This window comes from Synergistaceae bacterium, from assembly GCA_017443945.1.
GTDB lineage: Bacteria > Synergistota > Synergistia > Synergistales > Aminobacteriaceae > JAFUXM01.
The window spans coordinates 1-20,055 of record JAFSXS010000012.1; the positions used below are offsets into that span (position 1 = coordinate 1).

General features: G+C 41.1%; 20 protein-coding genes. 15 read left to right on the top strand and 5 right to left on the bottom strand.

The features are described from left to right. From IJT21_01325 to IJT21_01365, 9 genes are all read left to right on the top strand, one after another. The coding region (locus IJT21_01325; GenBank protein MBQ7576887.1) for an FkbM family methyltransferase at positions 1 to 516 on the top strand (516 nt) is incomplete at its 5' end. 184 nt (positions 517 to 700) lie between these two features. Then, positions 701 to 2,260 carry a methylmalonyl-CoA carboxyltransferase gene (locus IJT21_01330; protein MBQ7576888.1) on the top strand — a complete coding sequence of 520 codons (1,560 nt, stop codon included), beginning with the start codon at positions 701 to 703 and terminating at the stop codon, positions 2,258 to 2,260. Positions 2,261 to 2,290: 30 nt separating this feature from the next. After that, entirely contained in the window at positions 2,291 to 2,689 is a 399-nt protein-coding gene (locus tag IJT21_01335) for an OadG family protein (protein MBQ7576889.1), read from the top strand. A 33-nt stretch (positions 2,690 to 2,722) separates the two neighbouring features. Next, positions 2,723 to 3,121, top strand: a complete 399-nt coding sequence (locus IJT21_01340; GenBank protein ID MBQ7576890.1) for a biotin/lipoyl-binding protein — start codon at positions 2,723 to 2,725, stop codon at positions 3,119 to 3,121. Positions 3,122 to 3,199: 78 nt separating this feature from the next. Further along, positions 3,200 to 4,051 carry an MBL fold metallo-hydrolase gene (locus tag IJT21_01345; protein MBQ7576891.1) on the top strand — a complete coding sequence of 284 codons (852 nt, stop codon included), beginning with the start codon at positions 3,200 to 3,202 and terminating at the stop codon, positions 4,049 to 4,051. A 12-nt stretch (positions 4,052 to 4,063) separates the two neighbouring features. After that, the gene (locus tag IJT21_01350; GenBank protein ID MBQ7576892.1) at positions 4,064 to 4,846 is read left to right on the top strand and encodes a sel1 repeat family protein; all 783 of its coding nucleotides are present in this window, start codon (positions 4,064 to 4,066) and stop codon (positions 4,844 to 4,846) included. Positions 4,847 to 4,872: 26 nt separating this feature from the next. Beyond that, complete coding sequence (locus IJT21_01355; GenBank protein ID MBQ7576893.1) at positions 4,873 to 6,024, top strand: pyridoxal phosphate-dependent aminotransferase; 1,152 nt, start codon at positions 4,873 to 4,875, stop codon at positions 6,022 to 6,024. Between the two features lie 3 nt (positions 6,025 to 6,027). Then, positions 6,028 to 7,257: a hypothetical protein gene (locus tag IJT21_01360; GenBank protein ID MBQ7576894.1), complete on the top strand. Its 1,230-nt coding sequence runs from the start codon at positions 6,028 to 6,030 to the stop codon at positions 7,255 to 7,257. Positions 7,258 to 7,306: 49 nt separating this feature from the next. Next, positions 7,307 to 8,614 (top strand): glucose-6-phosphate isomerase, encoded by a 1,308-nt coding sequence (locus IJT21_01365; GenBank protein ID MBQ7576895.1) that lies wholly within the window; start codon positions 7,307 to 7,309, stop codon positions 8,612 to 8,614. A gap of 47 nt (positions 8,615 to 8,661) precedes the next feature. Here the strand turns inward: IJT21_01365 and IJT21_01370 are convergent, their stop codons facing one another. The 3 genes from IJT21_01370 to IJT21_01380 form a co-directional block, all read right to left on the bottom strand. Then, a complete protein-coding gene (locus IJT21_01370) occupies positions 8,662 to 9,771 on the bottom strand; it encodes an acyltransferase (GenBank protein MBQ7576896.1) in 1,110 nt (369 codons plus the stop codon). A gap of 43 nt (positions 9,772 to 9,814) precedes the next feature. Next, the gene (locus tag IJT21_01375) at positions 9,815 to 10,780 is read right to left on the bottom strand and encodes a nitroreductase family protein (GenBank protein ID MBQ7576897.1); all 966 of its coding nucleotides are present in this window, start codon (positions 10,778 to 10,780) and stop codon (positions 9,815 to 9,817) included. A gap of 92 nt (positions 10,781 to 10,872) precedes the next feature. Next, positions 10,873 to 11,268, bottom strand: a complete 396-nt coding sequence (locus IJT21_01380; protein MBQ7576898.1) for a C_GCAxxG_C_C family protein — start codon at positions 11,266 to 11,268, stop codon at positions 10,873 to 10,875. Between the two features lie 571 nt (positions 11,269 to 11,839). Here IJT21_01380 and IJT21_01385 point away from each other — a divergent pair. From IJT21_01385 to IJT21_01400, 4 genes are all read left to right on the top strand, one after another. Then, positions 11,840 to 12,316: a YbaK/EbsC family protein gene (locus IJT21_01385; protein ID MBQ7576899.1), complete on the top strand. Its 477-nt coding sequence runs from the start codon at positions 11,840 to 11,842 to the stop codon at positions 12,314 to 12,316. 6 nt (positions 12,317 to 12,322) lie between these two features. Continuing rightward, complete coding sequence (locus IJT21_01390) at positions 12,323 to 13,681, top strand: MATE family efflux transporter (GenBank protein ID MBQ7576900.1); 1,359 nt, start codon at positions 12,323 to 12,325, stop codon at positions 13,679 to 13,681. 341 nt (positions 13,682 to 14,022) lie between these two features. Next, positions 14,023 to 14,724: an FkbM family methyltransferase gene (locus tag IJT21_01395; GenBank protein ID MBQ7576901.1), complete on the top strand. Its 702-nt coding sequence runs from the start codon at positions 14,023 to 14,025 to the stop codon at positions 14,722 to 14,724. A 245-nt stretch (positions 14,725 to 14,969) separates the two neighbouring features. After that, positions 14,970 to 15,710: a putative sugar O-methyltransferase gene (locus tag IJT21_01400; protein ID MBQ7576902.1), complete on the top strand. Its 741-nt coding sequence runs from the start codon at positions 14,970 to 14,972 to the stop codon at positions 15,708 to 15,710. Between the two features lie 42 nt (positions 15,711 to 15,752). Here the strand turns inward: IJT21_01400 and ilvD are convergent, their stop codons facing one another. Both ilvD and ilvC read right to left on the bottom strand, forming a co-directional pair. Continuing rightward, positions 15,753 to 17,426 (bottom strand): dihydroxy-acid dehydratase, encoded by a 1,674-nt coding sequence (gene ilvD, locus IJT21_01405; GenBank protein MBQ7576903.1) that lies wholly within the window; start codon positions 17,424 to 17,426, stop codon positions 15,753 to 15,755. Beyond that, positions 17,407 to 18,426 carry a ketol-acid reductoisomerase gene (gene ilvC / locus IJT21_01410; GenBank protein ID MBQ7576904.1) on the bottom strand — a complete coding sequence of 340 codons (1,020 nt, stop codon included), beginning with the start codon at positions 18,424 to 18,426 and terminating at the stop codon, positions 17,407 to 17,409. The genes ilvD and ilvC overlap by 20 nt, the downstream gene beginning before the upstream one ends. Before the next feature lie 152 nt (positions 18,427 to 18,578). Between ilvC and IJT21_01415 the strand changes: the two genes are divergently transcribed. After that, a complete protein-coding gene (locus IJT21_01415) occupies positions 18,579 to 19,283 on the top strand; it encodes a site-specific DNA-methyltransferase (GenBank protein ID MBQ7576905.1) in 705 nt (234 codons plus the stop codon). Next, positions 19,238 to 20,017, top strand: a complete 780-nt coding sequence (locus IJT21_01420; protein MBQ7576906.1) for an MvaI/BcnI restriction endonuclease family protein — start codon at positions 19,238 to 19,240, stop codon at positions 20,015 to 20,017. The genes IJT21_01415 and IJT21_01420 overlap by 46 nt, the downstream gene beginning before the upstream one ends. Positions 20,018 to 20,055: the final 38 nt, after the last annotated feature.

A 20,055-nucleotide genomic window follows, 5' to 3' on the forward strand; every position in this document is an offset into this window, starting at 1 on the left:
GATGCAGGCTGTTACGACGGTACAACGGCCAAGCAGTTTTTGCAGTGGGGCGGCGGTAAAGTCAAAAAAATTTATTCCTTCGAGTTCGACCCGGTCAACGCGGCCAAGTGTGAAGAGAATCTAAAAGATTTGCTCGATAAAGTTACACTCATAAAAAAAGGTACTTGGGACAAAGACGAAACTCTTTATGTAGATACTTTAGGCACCTCTGGAAGTTCAGCACTCCGCAAAGGAAATGAAAAAGTTTATCTCACTACAATAGATTCTGTAGTAAATGATGAGCGCGTTACATTCATAAAAATGGACGTTGAGGGCGCAGAGTTGAAATCCTTAATCGGCGCAAAGAATACTATAATCAAGAATAAGCCCAGACTCGCAATTTGTGTGTATCATAAGCCTGAAGATATTTACGAGATTCCAGAATATATTTTATCGCTTGTGCCGGAATATAGATTTTATCTGCGTCATTATTCTTCTATTCGTTGGGAGACGGTTTTATATGCCTCCTGCGATTAAGTGCTAATTGTAAAAATTTTTATGCGCTATAAATGTCGGTAAACTTTATTTGCACGTCAAAAAATTATCGCTGACTCTCATAATCTTGTCTAATCTTTGCAACGAATGAATTTATATGATATTCTAGCCAGTAAATTGAATCAACAAAAAATTTCATACTTATAAAAGGAGGAGCTTGTCGGATATGGGATTTCGTTCTATAGAAGAACTTTGCGGAGAACTTAGCGAAAAACGAAATGCTGCACTCTCAGGAGGCGGAGCAGATGCCGTATCAAAGCAGAAAGACAAAGGCAAAGGAACAGCCCGCGAACGTATTGCACAATTACTAGACCCGGGTTCATTCGTTGAGATCGACGAATTTGTGACTCACCGCTGCAATAATTTCGGACTCAACGAGAAAAAACCTTTAGGCGACGGCGTTGTAACAGGCTGGGGAACTATTGAAGGCCGCAAAGTTTTCATTTATTCGCAAGATTTTACAGTTTTTGGAGGCTCGCTCGGAGAAAAGCACGCAGACAAAATTTGCAAAGTTATGGATATGGCCATGCAAATGGGTTGTCCAATAATCGGCATTAATGACTCAGGCGGCGCAAGGATTCAGGAAGCTGTTGACTCACTTAACGGCTACGGAAAAATTTTCAAGCGCAACACACTAGCAAGCGGCGTTATTCCGCAATTTTCTATCATAATGGGGCCCACTGCCGGAGGAGCTGTCTACAGTCCCGCACTAACAGATTTTATTTTCATGGTCGATAAAGAAAGTATCATGCACATAACCGGCCCTGAAGTAATCAAAGCTGTAACCGGCGAATCAGTAACAAGTGAGGAACTCGGCGGCGCAGTAACTCATAACACAATCAGCGGCAACGCACATTTTTGCGCAAAAGATGAGGCCGAATGCTTTGCACAAGTCCGCAAAATTTTATCTTACTTACCGTTAAACAATCTCGATGACGCACCATTTAAGCCCAGCAATGACAGTGTAGAACGCGCTGACATGACATTAAGAGAAATCGTCCCGGTTAATCCTAATAAAGGCTATGACGTTCACGAAGTTTTATGCAGAGTCCTTGACGACGGAGAATTTACGGAAGTTCAAGCAGGTTTCGCGAAAAATATCGTAACAGGTTACGGGAGAATCGGCGGACGTTCTGTCGGAATTATCGCAAATAACGCTGATGTAATGGCCGGCTGTCTTGACATTAACGCGTCTGACAAGGCATCAAGATTCATCAGACATTGCGACTCGTTTAATATTCCGATTGTTACATTTGTTGATGTTCCCGGATATTTGCCCGGCGTTGAACAGGAAAACGGCGGAATCATTCGTAAGGGCGCGAAAATGTTATATGCCTACAGTGAAGCAACTGTGCCGCTTGTTACAGTTATTATGCGCAAGGCTTACGGCGGAGCATATCTCGCAATGAGCAGCAAATCACTTGGAGCCGATGTTGTTCTTGCGTGGCCTCAGGCAGAAATAGCAGTAATGGGCGCAGAAGGTGCAGCAAGTATCGTGTTCAAGAATGAAATTAACAACGCTGACGACCCAAGCGCAAAGAGACTCGAAAAAATCGACGAATACAGAGAAGCATTTGCTAACCCTTATAGAGCAGCTGAACGAGGCTACGTCGATAAAGTTATTTTGCCGGAAGAAACAAGAAAAGCAGTTTGGCAGGCAATCGAGGCAGTACAAAGCAAACGTGAGACTATGCCCAGCAAGAAACACGGCGTAATCCCTCATTAATAAATATATACAGATAGGAGGAAAATTTTTATGCACTTTGAAGGACTTTCCGGAGCTATTAATGTCAGCATAGTAGCATTCTCTATCGTGTTCGGAGTTTTGCTCGCATTGACCGCAGTAATTTTCGGAATGAAACTCTTTGCAGGCGGTAAAGACGAAAAAAAAAATGATGTAGCACCGGCAGCAAATAAGCCCGCTCCCGCAAAAACTGTTCCCGCGAAACCGGCCATGAATGCAGATAAAGCAAAAATCGTCGCAGCAATATCAGCAGCCATTATCGAGTTCACGGGAAATGCAGATTTCAAAATTTTATCTGTACAAGCAGACAACGGAGCATATTTACCAGCCGGAGACTATTGGACAAGTTTATGGAAGACTGCCGGAACTTTCGCGCTTAATTCCAACAGGTTAAACCGCAGATGGCGTTAAATTTTTTACGATTACGAAAGGAGAAAATAAATCGTGAGCAATAAATATAGAGTTATAGTTGATGGAACAGCTTACACAGTCGAAGTAGAAGCACTCGGAGCAGGAGCAGCAATCCCCGCACCCGCAGCAGCACCAGCCCCGGCACCAGTTGCAGCACCCGCACCAACTCCCGCAGCAGCACCTGAAGCACCCGCAGCACCCGCACCCGTCGCAGAAGGCGCAATGACAGTAACAGCTCCCATGCCCGGAAAAATTTTAAACGTTAAAGTCAATGTCGGCGACTCAGTCAACAGCGGAGATCTTGTATTACTGCTTGAAGCTATGAAGATGGAAAATGAAGTCTTCGCAACCGCATCAGGCAAAATCACAGAGATTCGCGTCAAATCAGGCGACAGCGTCAACACAGGCGATGTATTAATGGTAATCGCATAAAATAAAACTTTGGAAACAAGTCCCTTCTGTAAATTCATGCAGGAGGGAAATTTTTTTATTTATTCAGGAGGCTATATCATGACAAAAAAATTTATTCTCGCAGCAATATTTATATTATTAATTGCGTCTGTGTCGTGTGCAGACAATATCAGCTATCAGCATGTAAGAAATGCAACCGCAAAAATTTATTATGCAGACTCTGTGTTTCTTGTTGATCCATTTCTCGCGGAAAAAGGAGCTTATCCCGGTTTTGATGGTACTCCTAACTCAGATAAAAGAATCCCGTTAATTGACTTGGCCGAACCTGCAGAAAATGTAATTAAAGGAGTCGACGCGGTAATTTTGACTCACACTCATTTAGATCACTGGGATGACTACGCGCAAAAAATTCTTCCGAAAGATATTCCGTTTTTTGTTCAGAATGCCGGAGACGCTAGAACAATTCGCGAGCAGGGTTTTACTAATGTAATGGTAGTAGGAAAAAATACCCCCTTCAAAAATGTTAAAATCTCACGCACAGGAGGTCAGCACGGCCCCGATGAAATGTATGCAGTTCCTCAAATAGCAGAATTTGCCGGTGATGCTATGGGATTTGTATTGCAGGCTGAAAATTTCCCAACACTTTACGTCGCAGGCGATACAACGTGGCACCCTTATGTTGATGTAGCACTCGGACAATATAAGCCCGAAATTATTATTATGAATACCGGTTATGCAATGATAAACGGTTTCTCAGGAAGTCTCATAATGGGAACAGATGACATTTTACGCATGTATAACTCAATGCCCGCAGCAAAAATTATAGCTGTTCACATGGACGCAGTAAATCATACGACTATAAGCAGCAGTCAAGCAAGAAAATTTGTCAATGATAACGGACTCTCAGACAGAGTTTATATCCCTCATGAAGGCGAAATATTAAAATTTTAGTGAGCTTATACAGTGAGAAATAAAAAACTTGCACTAGACCCGGAAATTTTCCCGGAAACTATTCAATATTTAGAGAGCATTAAAGATGTCGATTATGATTTATTGCCGTATGAGATTGCGTCTCGCCTTATGAACTGCGACAAAACAAGCGCAATGACTCCGGAATTATTTAATTTCATAGTTGAACTTTATGAGGAAGCTATAAAATTAGGTAATGACTACGCAATGAACGATCTCGGAGCTTTATACTACGACGGCAGAGGGTGTAATCAGGATTTCGCAAAAGCAGTGCATTATTTCAAAATGGCCGCCTCGCACGGGAATAGCAAGGCACGTGAGAATTTAGGTTACTGCTATTATTACGGCAGAAGCGTCCCCGTTGATTACGAGAAGGCATTTAAATATTTTGCGTACGGAGCTTTTGAGGGCGAAATTATTTCACTCTACAAAATCGGCGACATGTACAAAAACGGCTATTACGTCGAGAAAGATTTATACGAGGCATTTATCATTTATTCCCGCTGTCTTGAGATGATAGAGCAGACTTCACAATATTACAGTGCAGGCCAAGTATATTTAAGACTCGGAAATGCTTATCTTCACGGCGAAGGGACAAATCAAGATCTCAAGGAAGCATTAAAACATTTTCAGCGCGCAGAAATTTTCTTATATAATCTCGTAGAAAACGGGGACTTAATGTACAAAAAAAGTCTTCAGGCAGCTATTGACGGTCAAGCACAGGCAAGAGCAGAAATTATAAAGCAATTACCCGCCAGAAATTGGCCGAATGAATAAAATTTTTTAAGGAGTGTTAATTTATTATGGAACTCGCAAAGAAATTCAGCAAAACAAAACCGTCCGGCATGGTCAGAGTCTTTCGTGCAATTGAAGAAATGCAGGGAGTCTTGAATCTCAGCATAGGAGAACCCGATTTTGTAACAGAACCCGACATCGTTGACGCAGGTGCAAGAGGCGCGAAAGAAGGTTTTACGCATTATCCTCCGTTGCAGGGCTTTCTTGACGTGAGAGAAGCGGCCTGTAATTATTGGGAACGTCATCACGGTTTTAAAGCTAATCCCGATGAAGTTCTAATCACTGTCGGAGGCTTACATATTCCGTGGCTGGCATTCGAGGCGTTATTAAATCCCGGCGATGAAGTAATGTTAATCGAACCTTATTTTACGCCCTATGAAGCACAAATCAGATACAGCGGAGGAGTACCCGTCGGCGTTAAGACTCGTGAGGAAAATAATTTTGCCCCGACAATCGACGAACTAAAAGCAGCCTGCACCGATAAAACGCGCGCAATAATATTAAATTATCCCGGCAACCCTTCAGGAAGAGTCGCGAGTCTCAAGCAGCTGGAAGACATTGCAGAATTTGTTATCGAGAAAAATTTATTTGTCCTCAGCGATGAAATTTACGAGTCAATGGTATTCAAGGGCGAGCATATTTGTTTTGCTAATTTACCCGGCATGAAGGAACGCACTTTATTAGCGTCGGGTGTATCAAAATCTCACTGCATGACAGGCTGGCGAATCGGTTATTTGTTTGCGCCAAAGAACGTAATTAATACAATGTGCGTGTTATCTTCTTTCCAAACATACGGGGTCAACACTTTATCGCAGAAAGCAGCAGCCTACGCAATGAACACTCAGGACGAGAAAGTCAAAGCCCGCGCAAAAATTTTCGGTGAACGCATGAAATACGTTGTTGATAGATTAAACGCTATGAAGGGCGTAAAGTGTGCACAGCCTGAAGGGGCATTCTATTTATTTCCAAACATTAGCGGTACAGGTTTAGACAGTGAAGCATTTACTTGGAAGCTGCTGCAGGATGCTAACGTTGCTGTATTGCCCGGAAGTGCATTCGGTGAATCGGGTGAAGGTTATATCAGAATCGCCTGCACTCAATCAATGGAAACTCTTATTCAGGCAATGGACAAAATGGAAAATTTATTAAGGAGGCTATAATTTATGAGCAGTAAAAAATTTTTGTTATGTATGCTCGTCTTAATGCTGGCAGTTTTTGCGCTGTCAGGGTGCGGAGGTTCTCCAGGGACTCCAAGCACAAGTTCAGATTCAGGAACAAACACGGGTGAAGACACTCAATCAGGCGAAATTATAACAGTTACAGACAGCGACACTCACGCAATATCTCTCACTGGGTCAAGCTCAACAGGTACATATTCAAACATTACGATTTATAAGAGCGGTGCAGCAAGTTCCAGCAGTGAAAACGCAGATTTTTACGGAACAAATGCGGCTGTATTGTCTTCAAACGGTGCGACTCTGACTCTTACTGATTCTTATGTATCAACTGACGCAAGATATGCAAATGCTGTGTTTGCTTACGGCGGTACGGTCAACGTCTCTAACACGACGATAAAGACTTATAGCAGCAACTCAGGCGGAATCATGACAACCGGCGGAGGAACTATGAACGCTACAGACTTGACTATCACGACATCGGGAAATTCAGCAGCTGCAATCAGATCCGACAAAGGAGGCGGCACTGTTACTGTTGACGGAGGAACTTACACGACAAGCGGCACAGGTTCGCCAGTAATTTATTGCACGGCAGATATTACAGTCAGCGGGGCAGATTTAGAGTCTCAGGCTTCAGAAGGCGTTGTAATTGAGGGCGGTAATTCCGTAACTCTTGATCAATGCAATTTAACAGCTAATCACACGAAATTAAACGGTCAAGACACGAGCTATCACGGAGTAATGATTTATCAGTCAGGTTCAGGCGACGCGAGCGACGGTACAGGCACATTCACAATGAAAAATTGCAGCTTTACAAATCAAAATGGTGCTGTATTCTTCACGACTCACACGACAGCAATAATAAATCTTGAGGATTCAACAATTACTAATAATGACAGTGATAATATTTTCCTGAACTCTTCCGAAGCAGCATGGGGCGACGGTGCAGCAGTTACACTCAACGCAACGAATCAAGCCATAACAGGAGATATTACAATTGACTCTACATCGTCATTAAATATGAATCTCACAAGCTCGTCAACTTTTAACGGCGCAATTAATAAGAGTTTAACGACTTCAGGCGGCACTGTTGCTGTAAATATTGCTTCCGGCTGTACTTGGACTCTAACGGGAAATTCTTATGTGAGCTCATTGACAAATAACGGCACAATAAATAAAGGCTCTTATACCCTTTACGTGAACGGAATCGCGCAATAAAATATAATTTACCCATGAACTTATATTTTTGCAGGAGGTAAATATTTTAATGACGAGCTTCAATTACGAAAACGCTTTAAAATTTGTACGCGCTCACGAGGTCGAAAGCATGAAAGTTATCACCCTCAATGCCGCCGAGAGACTCAAATCACGTAAGGGCGAGGGCAATGACTTCTTAGGCTGGATAGATCTTCCCGTCAATTACGACAAAGACGAATTTGCACGCATTAAGGCAGCCGCGAAAAAAATTCAGAGCGATTCAGATGTTTTGCTTGTTGCTGGTATCGGAGGTTCATATTTAGGCGCAAGGGCAGCTATTGAATTTCTGCGTCACGGATTCTATAACGAGATGACAAAGGAAGCCCGCAAGACTCCAAGAATTTATTACATCGGCAACAGCATGAACGGGACTTATATTCAGGACGTTATTGACTTGCTCGAAGGTCAGGACTTCTCAATTAACGTAATCTCTAAATCAGGCACTACAACAGAAACGGCCATAGCTTTTAGAGTCTTCCGCGAATTATTAATCAAGAAATACGGCCAAGAAGGCGCAGCAAAACGAATCTACGCAACAACCGACAAGGCTAGAGGCGCATTAAAGACTCTTGCTGATAATGAAGGCTACGAAACTTTTGTAATTCCTGATGATGTAGGCGGGAGATTTTCTGTTCTTACTGCTGTTGGATTATTGCCTATTGCTGTGAGCGGTGCAGACATTGACGCACTTATGGCAGGAGCGGCGGCAGGACGTGAGATCGCGTTAAATAATGCGTTCGAGAATAACCCTGCGTTACAGTATGCGGCGTTAAGAAATATCATGCGCAACAAAGGCAAAACTGTTGAAATTCTCGCAAACTATGAGCCTTCAATGCATTATATTTCAGAATGGTGGAAGCAGCTTTACGGCGAGAGTGAAGGCAAAGACCAGCGCGGAATCATGCCGGCCAGTGTTGATTTAACGACGGATCTTCACTCAATGGGACAATTTATACAGGACGGCTCTAGAATCATGTTCGAGACTGTATTAAATATCGAGAATGCCCGCAAAGATTTCGAGCTCAAGTCAGAAGAAAATAACCTCGACGGCTTGAATTATCTCGCAGGCAAAAAAATGAGCTACGTCAATCAATGCGCGATGAAAGGCACTATTGCAGCACACGTCGACGGAGGAGTCGCAAATTTATTTATCAGCATTCCCGAACAGGACGAGAAATCGCTCGGAGAATTATTCTATTTCTTTGAGTATGCTTGCGGAGTGTCAGGTTATATCGGCGGCATTAACCCGTTTGACCAGCCCGGAGTCGAGTTCTACAAGAGTAACATGTTTAAATTGTTAGGCAAGCCCGGCAAGTAAAAAAATTTATTTCCCCCTGTACAGCTTCTACGGGGGGATTTATTATTTTATGAGAGTCGGCCGCGTGAAAGAGTCTTAAATATTTTAGAGCGCATTATTTCAATTACAGTGCAGGAAATATACACGAGAAAAATTGCTAAAATAGTACACGGGATTAAATAAGGACTGTCATGCACACTAAAAATAAGAGCTTTACAATTTTCACGAATGAACGGCCAAACAAATCTATTCATGTGAATCAAGTACACTCCCAAAACGGCCGACGCTGTTAAATTTAATAATCTGCTGTGAATATGAAGATGTTTAAACCCGATAAGCAATGATACTGTGCCAAAAACTGTAAACGGCCCCATCATTCCGCATAAAAAATATGTCTGTCCCACAAAATATGGAATTTTCACGCCTAATAAATCAAATGTTACAATCGACAAATAATTTATCGCAATAGAACCAAATCCCAGCCAAATAAATTTTTTACTCCCAAAATCATCCGCCCATAGCCTTATATAACCGGCAATAAAATAAAGGCACACAAGAGTTACAAATCTTTCTTGATAATATGACTTAAACACGGTCGGAATTATACACCAGCACAACACAAGCGTAATTAAAAATTTCTTGTATTCATCGTGACTCATTGCACGCAGAAAAATATTTATGTATGGATGAAATATATATATCACAAAATATGCGGTCATAAACCACCATTGATTTTTTACGACAGGCAGAATACACTGAAGCATTGTCTTAATCGAAAAAGGTTCAAGCCCGGAAATAGTGAATATCAAGAAAAATGTTACTGAATAAAAGAATATCCGCAGCCATAAATTTAATAATCTCATCGGTTTTGCTTCATGAGACTTTGCGAGGAAATATCCGGAAATTAAAATAAATATGTCATTTCCTAAAGCTCCCCCCATTGTGATAAACTGCCCCCAAAGAGTATTAATCGTCGAAATATTAAATGGTAAGCGAAATTGCATCGAGAAATAATAAAAAAACATCTGCCCTACATGACAAGAGACTATCATTAACATTGCAACAATCCTCAAGAGTTCAAGCGCAGAATTTCTCTGACTCCTGACTCCTGACTCCTGACTCCTGACTCCTGACTCCTGACTCCTGACTCCTATTATATTATCCTTATATGTGTCCATGAAAAAAGTCAAGCTCCTTTTTACGTAAATTTTTAGCATGAAATTATTTTATCACGTTTATAATAGAGTCTAACGGCCTTCTTTGTGCACAAGCTGTAATAACTTCCTCGTCAAGTTCACCGAACCCGATAAAAGCTGCAATTATTTCACCGGGTTTAATGCCAAATTCGCGTTTAATTAATTCCTGCCTGTTATTTATCTGCAAGAACTGAAACAAGCAAGACCCAAGCCCGTGAGCATGTATCGACATAACTAGATAGCCCAGAAAAATCCCAGCGTTTAATAATTCCTGATCGTTAAGTTCAGCAGAATAAAATAATGCTCTGTCGCAAGTTACAATAAAACAATTATGCACGCACCCCGCACCCGTTACAAAACCGTCGCAATTTCTCAAGATTTTTGCTGTAATTTCCGGATTAGACGAGTAATAAACTTTGCATGGCTGTCTGTTACACGCTGAAGGATAATATTTTGCGTCGTCGATTATGGAATTTATTATTTCGCTGCTTATGATTGAATCCTTAAATTTTCTGATTGAATGCCGGGTTCTCACAAATTCGCGCCAATTCTGCGGAGTATACTTGAAAATTTCTGACTTTGCAAAACGTTCGCAGCCTCCCTTGAAAATATTTTGCGGGATATTATATTTTGCGATGAGTGAGTCTAATTCGCTCTTCTCGCTCTCATGGCCTGAAATGGCATTCAACGCAGATTTTATTATCGCAATACTTCCGGCCGTCTCGAAATTATTTGCGCTAATTCCGGATTCTATTAATTCAGCGATATTTTGAATCAGTGCGCTATAATTTATTGCGTTGAGATATTTTGTGTTGCCCATTACTAGACCTTTTTCGAGCATATGAACGGACATAAGAACAGATAAAATTTTTTCCCCGCGTCCTGTTTTCAGAGTCCCGGCTGATTTGTTCCATTCATCTTTTGCGGCGGATAATGCACTCTTTAAGCGTCTGACCCGCATTACATTTTTTGCGCCAACTAATTTTTTCACAAGCTGCTTAAATGCATAATAATAGTGATGTGATGTGATGTGATGTGATGTGCGATTTTACACGACTCATAATATTTTGTCAAGCCCCTTTTTTACGATTTTATAAATTCTTCGACGAGTTCGACTCCGTTTCTTACGCAGTCATCGCATGAACATAAAATTTTACCTGTGCCGACTCCTTTTATTTCTTTGCAGATTGAAGCCCCGCACTTATCCGCAAATTTTTTGTGAAGTTCAGCAGCTTTATCACGAATTGGAGAGCCTTTATATTTTGTGAGGCCAAGAATCATTTCAGCACCGCACAAAGCTCCGCAAGTCCCTTCAGTGCAGCCCATACCCAAACCGAAGCCCGCGCCGAGTCTCCGTAAAATATTTTCGTCGAGTCCTACTTCATCGGCAAACATGCACGCAACAGCCTGACAGCAATTATAATGTGCGTTACCGGTTCTGTTCTTGAGTTCGACTGCTTTATCCTGCTTTAATGACATTATATAATTTTCCCCTCTTTTAAGTATGTGAGAAAGATTTTATCAGCGAGAGAGAATGCACGCAAATTATGTCATACTTGTTTATGCTGCAAACGGGACCGGCACCGATTGTAAAAAGGTTTGCATTTATAGATTTTAAAGTATTCTCAGTATATAATGTATAAAGAAAATTCCCGCGAAAATTTATAAATCCCAGAAAAATATTTTACTAATACTTTTACCAATACAAAAATGTGAGTTAATTTCTATTATCGCAATGATTCACAGAGTAAAAAATTTTTATATCAACAAATAAATTCTCGAAAAAATTTTTACAGCAATTTATCTTGACGCACAAAACTAATTACTTTATCGCGCTGACATATTTTTTTGCCCGCACAATAAACATTTTCTGGAAGCTATGACAAAAAAACTTGAATATTTGTTGTACGTGTGCACCCCGTTTTTCCCCGTCCGTAATTATAAATGCACGTTTCCGAAAGACTTTATAGAAATTTTCTGCAAAATTGTATCAATTAATCTGCTAAAATTCTGAGTAATATAATTTTACATAAGGGAGCAAAAATTTTTTATGGTCGAAGCGATTCATAAAGTTAGAGACTCACTTGACAAGCTCGGAGCCTCTGACATTGAGATAAAAATTTCTGACAACACAATTTTTACAGTTGATGACGCAGCAAACGCAATCGGAGTAACACCCGGCGAAATCTTGAAGAGTTTAATATTTATACTGGACAAGAAGCAGCCCTGTTTAATCTTAATGAGCGGTGCAAATAAAGTCGACTCAAAACTTGCAGCACTATCACTCGGAGGCAAACGAGGCCGCATGATGAGTCCTGATGAAGTCTTTGCGCGCTACGGTTTCAAAATTGGAGGCGTTCCCCCGCTTGGTTATTCTGAAAATTTGCCGGCTGTCCTCGATGAAGATTTATTCACGCATAAAATAGTCTGGAGTGCAGCAGGTACGGATCACGCGTTTTTCCCCGTTGAACCTGAACGATTATTAGCACTCACTCACGGAATCAAAGCAAACATAAAGAAGGAATAATTTATCATGAAGACTAACGAAGATAAACAAGCAATTTTTGAGTCTTGGCCTATCCCGAAGGCACTTGCAGAGCTCGCTATACCGATGATATTCGGGCAATTAATTATATTGATTTATAATCTTGCTGACACGTTTTTTATCGGACGCACAAATAATCATTTAATGGTCGCCGGAGTCTCGTTATTATTGCCGGTATTCAATATTTCGATAACGTTTGCAAATTTATTCGGAGTCGGCGGAGGCACGTTAATATCGCGTTTAATGGGTGCAGGACGTAACGATGAAGCAAAGTCCGTAAGCTCATTTTGCTTTTACATGACAATTTTGACGGCTGGAATTTATGCGGGATTGATTTATATTTTCATGGATCCTGTATTAAAACTTTTGGGCGCGAGTCCTGACACGATTTTATTTGCCGGACAATATACTTTTTGCGTTATAGTAATAGGAGCGATTCCGACAATTTTAGGAATGACTCTCGCAAATTTTCTGCGTTCGACTGGATATGCAAAGCAGGCCGGTTTTGGTGTCTCAATGGGAGGAATAATAAATATTTTTCTTGACCCGTTATTTATGTTTGTCTTGCTGCCAAAGGGTTATGAAGTTCTCGGGGCGGGCATCGCTACAATGTTATCAAATTTGATTATATGCGTGTATTTCCTGATTGTGATATGCAGGTTGAAGAATAGCATTTTATCGCTGTCAATAAAAAATTTTCGTGCGTCCCTGCAAAATATCAAGTCAATTTTTTATGTGGGAGTACCTGCTGCAATTGCCGTAACTTTATTTGACGTTACGTATATTATAATCGATAAATTAATGTCGCTTTATGGTGATGTGCCTTTAGCTGCTGTCGGGATAGTTTTGAAAGCTGAGAGACTGCCGTTAAATGTCGGAATAGGGCTTTGTATGGGAATGATGCCATTAGCAGCTTATAATTATTCGTCGGGAAATTTTGCGAGAATGCGTGAGGCTGTAAATTTTTCGCGATTAGTGGGGCTTGTAATTGGATTTGTGAGTGTTGCATTGTACGAGATTTTTGCGGCAGACATTATGAAAATTTTTATTGAGGACTCTAAAACTGTTGAATTAGGGACTCATTTTTTGCGCGCGAGGACTCTTGCGACACCGTTTATGTTTATATGCTTTCACTTGGTGAACTTTTTTCAAGCTGTTGGGATGGGGGATCGTGCGTTAATTTTGGGTTCTGCAAGGTGGGTAGTGTTTAATATTCCGTTATTGTTCGTGTTAAATTATATTTTCGGGATGTACGGAATAGTATGGACGCAAGTTATCGCGGATATAATGATGACTCTTGTATCTATAATAGTGTACAAAAAATTTATTGCGCAATATAAATTATAGTGCGGATTATGCGTTAATTTTGGGTTCTGCAAGGTGGGTAGTGTTATTGTTCGTGCTAAATTATGTATAATAATACAGTCAGCACACTTTAATAGCAGTAAAAACTTTTTGTATATTATGTCATACTTGTTTATGCTGCTAGCAACGGGAGTAGCACCGGTTGTAAAAAGTTTTTTGCTTTTGACTAAAGTGTTTTCGCTATAATGTACAAAAATTTTTATGAAAGGATTAATATTTATGAAGTTTACAAAGTTTATTCCCGGTTTCATTAAGCGCAAAATCAAGGCAACAACATTTTATAAAGTCTACGCAATTTACACTAGGGGGGGGGGGGGGGATGTATCGCGCAGAAGGACGGACATGTTATTAACTGCGGAGCTACTTACTCACAATTTGGCGAAGACTGCATAATACGCGCTATATTTGAGTGTCTCGGAATTGAGAAGCCTTCATATATTGACATTGGAGCAAATGACCCGTTTTTACGCAGCAACACAGCATTATTTTACGATCAAGGCTCACGGGGAATTAACATCGAACCAAATCCGATTTTATTCAAGAGAATCGAATCAGCCCGCAAAGAAGATATTAACATTATGGCCGGAATAGGCGAGTCAGATTCTGTCATGCAATTTTACTTAATGGACGCTGACACTTTAAGCACTTTCTCAAAGCAGGAAGCAGAATCATATCGCGATAATCACGGGTTTAATATAATCGGCACAATAAATGTAAATGTTATCACGCTAAAATCTATAATCGATAAATATTGCGCGGGAGTCTTTCCTGATTTTATGTCGCTCGATACGGAAGGACTCGACGAAATTATTTTACGCACGTTAAAAGATTGTCCTTCGCTCCCAAAAGTTATTTGCACAGAGACATGGGAGTATGGCCGGAAAGTTCATCATATTCCGGAAGTGTGTGAAATTCTTGAGCCTCTTGGTTATATGCTGCTGATTGATAATAGATTGAATTCAATTTTTGTTATGCGCGGCTTATGGGAGAATGCGATAAACAGCAAAAAATTTCGGGACTCATAGTATAATGAATCACAAAATTTTTTATGAAAGGGGCTTGACACATGATTCATAATTTTGTAAAATTGGTTATCGGTTATCGGTTATCGGTTATCGGTTCTTATTGTCTTAATGATTCCCAGTTAAATTTATTCTCGTTGCGTAATGATTCTTGCTCTATGAGGAGGAGTCATAATGCGTGAGTTCATGAAGAAACATTTTCCAGCGTTAAGGCCTGTTGTGCGTTATTTTCGCAGTTATATCCTTTAGTGTGCTATCTTGCTTCAAAATATGATTCAGTGTTTAAAGATTTCAAGCGCAATTGTTTCTATAACCGCATTCTTGAATGTACCAGCGAACAAGAAGAATACGGCAGCCATATGTTGAAATTAATTGCAAAGATTCCAAATTTCAGTCCGACATTTGAAGACTGGCGGGAATTTGCAAAAAATGACCTCTACGGCAATCCGAGAGTATATCCCGTAAAATTTGACGGCGGGAAAATTAATCTCTCAAGCACTACAATCAGATATGTAAAAGTTCTCGGCGATATAATTTCAATGTTCGACACAAGCGAAATAAAAACTGTTGCAGAAATAGGAGTCGGTTACGGCGGACAATGCAGAATCATAATAAACAAATTACCGATAGAATCATATTCACTTTTTGATCTGCCGGAAGTACTTGGCCTCGCTGAAAAATTTTTGTCTCACTACGACGAGGGACGCAGAAATATTCGTTACATCGACGGCAGACATATTTATGTGAGTGACAATTATGATTTCTTCATGAGTAATTATGCTTTCACTGAATTAAGGCGCGAGATTCAGGATTATTACATGGAAAAAGTAATCTTGAAATCAAAAGCGGGCTATATAACTTGGAATGAATTTTCTGAGAATTGTTTTAGCGGCTATTCTGTCGATGAATTTATGAAGATTATACCCGGTTCCTCAAGAATCGAAATTGATTATCCCGGTGAATGCTTAGTAGTCTGGGGCAATAAGTAGCGCAAAAAAAATTCCCGGCCGTTAATGACCGGGGAAAAATTTTTATTCGAGTATTGCGCCTTTGTCGGCACTCGTAACGAGTTTTGCATAACGCGCAAGATAACCGGTTTTAATTTTTGGCTCGTTGGGAGTCCAATTTTCGCGGCGTTTTGCGAGTTCCTCATCAGAAACTTTCAGAGTTATGCTGTAATTATTTATGTCAATCGCAATAATATCACCTTCATGAACGAGTCCGATATTACCTCCTGCAGCTGCTTCCGGTGAAACATGGCCGATACTTGCTCCCCTTGTTGCGCCTGAAAATCTGCCGTCAGTGATAAGTGCAACGCTTGTATCGAGTCCCATTCCGCAAATTGCGCTTGTAGGATTCAACATTTCGCGCATTCCGGGGCCTCCCTTTGGTCCTTCATAGCGAATTACAATAACGTCGCCGGGCTTGATGACTTCTCCGGAATAAATTGCTTTGATTGCGTCATCTTCTGAGTCAAAGACTCTTGCGGGGCCTTCGTGCTTCATCATTTCAGGAGCTACAGCAGACCTCTTCACAACGCAGCCGTCCGGGGCGAGATTACCCTTTAATACTGCGATTCCTCCGTTCGGTGAATATGGCTTATCGATCGGGCGTATAATATTTTCGTTGAGGTTATGTGCGTCTGCGATATTTTCAGCGACAGTTTTTCCCGTTGCAGTAATTAAACTCGTGTCAATTAAATTTTTCTTCGCAAGCTCATTCATTACGGCATAGACTCCTCCGGCGCGGTCAAGATCTTCCATGAAAGTATCACCAGCCGGCGCTAAGTGGCATAAATTCGGGGTGCGTTCGCTGATTTCGTTTGCGTGGCTTAAATCTATAGTTATTCCGGCCTCGTGAGCAATTGCAGGCAAATGGAGCATTGTATTTGTTGAGCAGCCTAACGCCATGTCAACGGCCTCTGCGTTATTGAATGCTTGCTGAGTCATAATATCGCGCGGACAAATATTTTTCTCGACGAGTTCCATAATTTTCATGCCGGTTAATTTCGCGAGTCTTATTCTTGCGGAGTAAGGAGCTGGAATCGTCCCGTTGCCCCTTAATGACATGCCGATAGCTTCAGTCAAACAGTTCATAGAATTAGCCGTGTACATTCCTGAACATGAACCGCACGAAGGGCAGGCATTTTCTGTATAGTCATTGACTCCGGCCTCGTCAAGTTTTCCTGCGTGATAAGCTCCTACAGCCTCGAACATATGACTCAAACAAGTGCGCCGGCCGTCCTTCAAGTGTCCTGCGAGCATAGGTCCTCCCGCACAAAAAATTGTAGGAATATTTACGCGTGCAGCTGCCATTAATAAGCCGGGAACGTTTTTATCGCAGTTAGGAATCATTACAAGCCCGTCGAACTGATGAGCTAGAGTCATTGCTTCTGTAGAGTCTGCAATTAAATCACGCGAGACCAAAGAATATTTCATCCCGATATGACCCATTGCAATCCCGTCGCACACAGCAATAGCAGGAAACATTATAGGCGTTCCTCCTGCTGCTCTGATTCCTGCTTTGACGGCCTCTGCGATTTGATTCAAGTGCATATGACCTGGCACTATCTCGCTGAAGGAATTAACGACTCCGATTATAGGGCGTGAAATTTCTTCTTTCGTGAACCCGAGCGCATAAAGCAGACTCAAATTAGGAGTTCTCTCAACGCCCGATTTGATATTATCACTTCGATACGTCGTCAAGGCTTGAACCGTCCTTCCATAACATTTGTTCGCGTAATTCCTTGCCGATTACTTCCATAGGGTGCTTGGCCAATTGATCGCGCTTTGAGTTAAAGAATGTGCGGCCGTTTTTGTTTTCTGCGATCCAGCGTCCTGCAAAAGTTCCGTCCTGAATGTCAGCTAAAACTTTTCGCATGTTAGCTTTTACTTTGTCATGAGGTAAAACGCGCGGGCCTGATACGTACTCGCCAAATTCAGCCGTGTCAGAGATTGAATAATTCATAGCAGCGACTCCGCCTCTGTTGACGAGATCAATAATTAATTTCATCTCGTGAATGCATTCAAAATAAGCGTTGACAGGATCATAACCAGCCTCGCAAAGAACTTCAAATCCGCACTGCATTAAATCGACGACTCCTCCGCACAAAACAGTTTGTTCACCGAATAAATCAGTTTCTGTTTCCTGCTGCATTGTTGTTTCGAGGACTCCTGCGCGCGCACCTCCGATTCCAGCGATATAAGCAAGTGCAGTGTCGAGACATTTTCCGGACGCGTCCTGTTCAACAGCAACGAGACATGGAACTCCTTTACCCGCGACATATTGACTTCTTACAGTGTGGCCGGGTCCCTTAGGTGCAGCCATGAAGACATCTACTCCCTTAGGTGCAACTATTTGCTTATAACGAATATTGAACCCGTGAGCAAATGCGATAGTTTTTCCTTCTGTCAAGTAGGGTGCGATTTCGGATTTGTACATGTCGGCTTGCTTCTCGTCATTGATGAGTATCATAATAATATCTGCTGCCTTAGTGCATTCACTGACGGTCATAACTGTAAAGCCGTCTTTCTCAGCGATCGGCCAAGATTTTCCGCCCTTGTAGAGTCCGACGATGACATCACAGCCGGAGTCGCGTAAGTTCATTGCGTGTGCGTGGCCTTGTGAACCGTAGCCGATGATAGCAATTTTCTTGCCTGTAAGTTTGCCTAAATCACAGTCTTTCTCATAATAAACGCGTGCCATAAAAAAATTACTCTCCTTCATAAATAAATATCAGCGTAAAAAAGTTTAGAATATTTTAGCAGAAAAAAATTTAACTTCACGCTATAATTTCAAATATGTACAAAATCGACGAGATAAAAAATTTATTTCTTTGCGGGGACGCTGTCGAGGAAATGCAAAAGATTCCTGACAAGAGCGTTGATTTAGTTGTTACATCACCGCCCTATAACTTGAAGAACTCAACGGGAAACGGCCTTAAAAACGGGAGCTGCGGAAAATGGGCTAATGCTGCGCTAATAAAAGGTTACTCAACTTACGACGACAATATGCCCTATGACAAATATGTGAAGTGGCAGCGTGAATGTCTAAGTGAAATGATGAGACTCATAACTGACGACGGAGCAATATTTTATAATCACAAATGGCGTGTGCAAAACGGTTTGCTTCAAGACAGACGCGAAATAATTGACGGTTTTCCCCTCAGGCAAATAATAATCTGGAGGCGTAAGGGCGGAATAAATTTCAATCCCGGCTATTTTCTGCCTACTTATGAAGTTATATATCTGATAGCGAAACCAGCATTTAAACTCGTTCCGCACGCAAACTCATTCGGTGATGTGTGGGAGTTCCCGCAAGAAATGAAGAATAAGCACCCGGCACCGTTCCCAGTAGCTTTGATTGAACGCATAATATCAAGTACGAACGCGAACATAATTTTAGATCCGTTTATGGGCAGCGGTACTACGGCAGTTGCGGCGAAAAAACTTGACAGAAATTTTATCGGTATAGAGATTGCCCCGGAATACTGCGAAATGGCCAAGGAGAGACTATCATGTCAGTTACGAAGTACACAAAGAGAACTCTTATTGCCGCTTTGAAGGAAATAAGAAATATCGGCTGGATAAAGAATCATCGTAATACAAATAATGACGGTGCAATAGGAAATACACTTGAGGATTTATTAGGCATTGCAGAAAATAATTTGCCTATTCCTAATGCTGCTGAATGGGAATTAAAGACTCAAAGAAGAAATACTACAGCTTTGTTGACGTTATTTCATTTGGAACCTTCGCCGAGAGCATTGCATATAGTTGACTATCTTTTATTGAATTACGGCTGGAGACATAAAGAAGCCGGAATAAAGTATCCTGACAGCGAAAAAAGTTTTAGGCAGACTTTATGTTATATGCGGCCTACATTGCGGGGATTCTTTGTTGACATAGACTCAAAAAATGAAAGAGTAACAATAAACTTTGATCCTGATAAAATAGGCGGTGAAGCAGCTGACTGGAAAAACGAGCTTATAAAAAATTGCAGGCTGAAATATGATAAAGATTATATGCCGTACTGGGGATTTTACGATTTATATCATAAGGCCGGGATAAAATTAGGAAATTGTTTCTACATAATAGCTGATGTGAAACAGGAAAACGGAGAATATTTTTACAGATATTCAGATATTATGCAATTGTCGGGCTTCTCTCTTGATAAATTTCTGCTGAACATACGAGAACGAAATATTGACGCACGCACAGGACATAATCACGGCACAAAGTTTAGAATTATTCAAAGTGCAATCCCATCTTTGTATGATAATGTCATTCACATATGAAGGAAAAAAATTACCCCGGCTCGTGAAAACCGGGGCAT

Coding starts and splice junctions, on each gene's coding strand:
- IJT21_01330 (MBQ7576888.1), top strand. CDS start 701: ATGGGATTTCGTTCTATAGAAGAACTTTGCGGAGAACTTAGCGAAAAA.
- IJT21_01335 (MBQ7576889.1), top strand. CDS start 2,291: ATGCACTTTGAAGGACTTTCCGGAGCTATTAATGTCAGCATAGTAGCA.
- IJT21_01345 (MBQ7576891.1), top strand. CDS start 3,200: ATGACAAAAAAATTTATTCTCGCAGCAATATTTATATTATTAATTGCG.
- IJT21_01355 (MBQ7576893.1), top strand. CDS start 4,873: ATGGAACTCGCAAAGAAATTCAGCAAAACAAAACCGTCCGGCATGGTC.
- IJT21_01360 (MBQ7576894.1), top strand. CDS start 6,028: ATGAGCAGTAAAAAATTTTTGTTATGTATGCTCGTCTTAATGCTGGCA.
- IJT21_01365 (MBQ7576895.1), top strand. CDS start 7,307: ATGACGAGCTTCAATTACGAAAACGCTTTAAAATTTGTACGCGCTCAC.
- IJT21_01370 (MBQ7576896.1), bottom strand. CDS start 9,771: ATGGACACATATAAGGATAATATAATAGGAGTCAGGAGTCAGGAGTCA.
- IJT21_01380 (MBQ7576898.1), bottom strand. CDS start 11,268: ATGTCATTAAAGCAGGATAAAGCAGTCGAACTCAAGAACAGAACCGGT.
- IJT21_01385 (MBQ7576899.1), top strand. CDS start 11,840: ATGGTCGAAGCGATTCATAAAGTTAGAGACTCACTTGACAAGCTCGGA.
- IJT21_01390 (MBQ7576900.1), top strand. CDS start 12,323: ATGAAGACTAACGAAGATAAACAAGCAATTTTTGAGTCTTGGCCTATC.
- ilvC (MBQ7576904.1), bottom strand. CDS start 18,426: ATGGCACGCGTTTATTATGAGAAAGACTGTGATTTAGGCAAACTTACA.
- IJT21_01415 (MBQ7576905.1), top strand. CDS start 18,579: ATGCAAAAGATTCCTGACAAGAGCGTTGATTTAGTTGTTACATCACCG.
- IJT21_01420 (MBQ7576906.1), top strand. CDS start 19,238: ATGTCAGTTACGAAGTACACAAAGAGAACTCTTATTGCCGCTTTGAAG.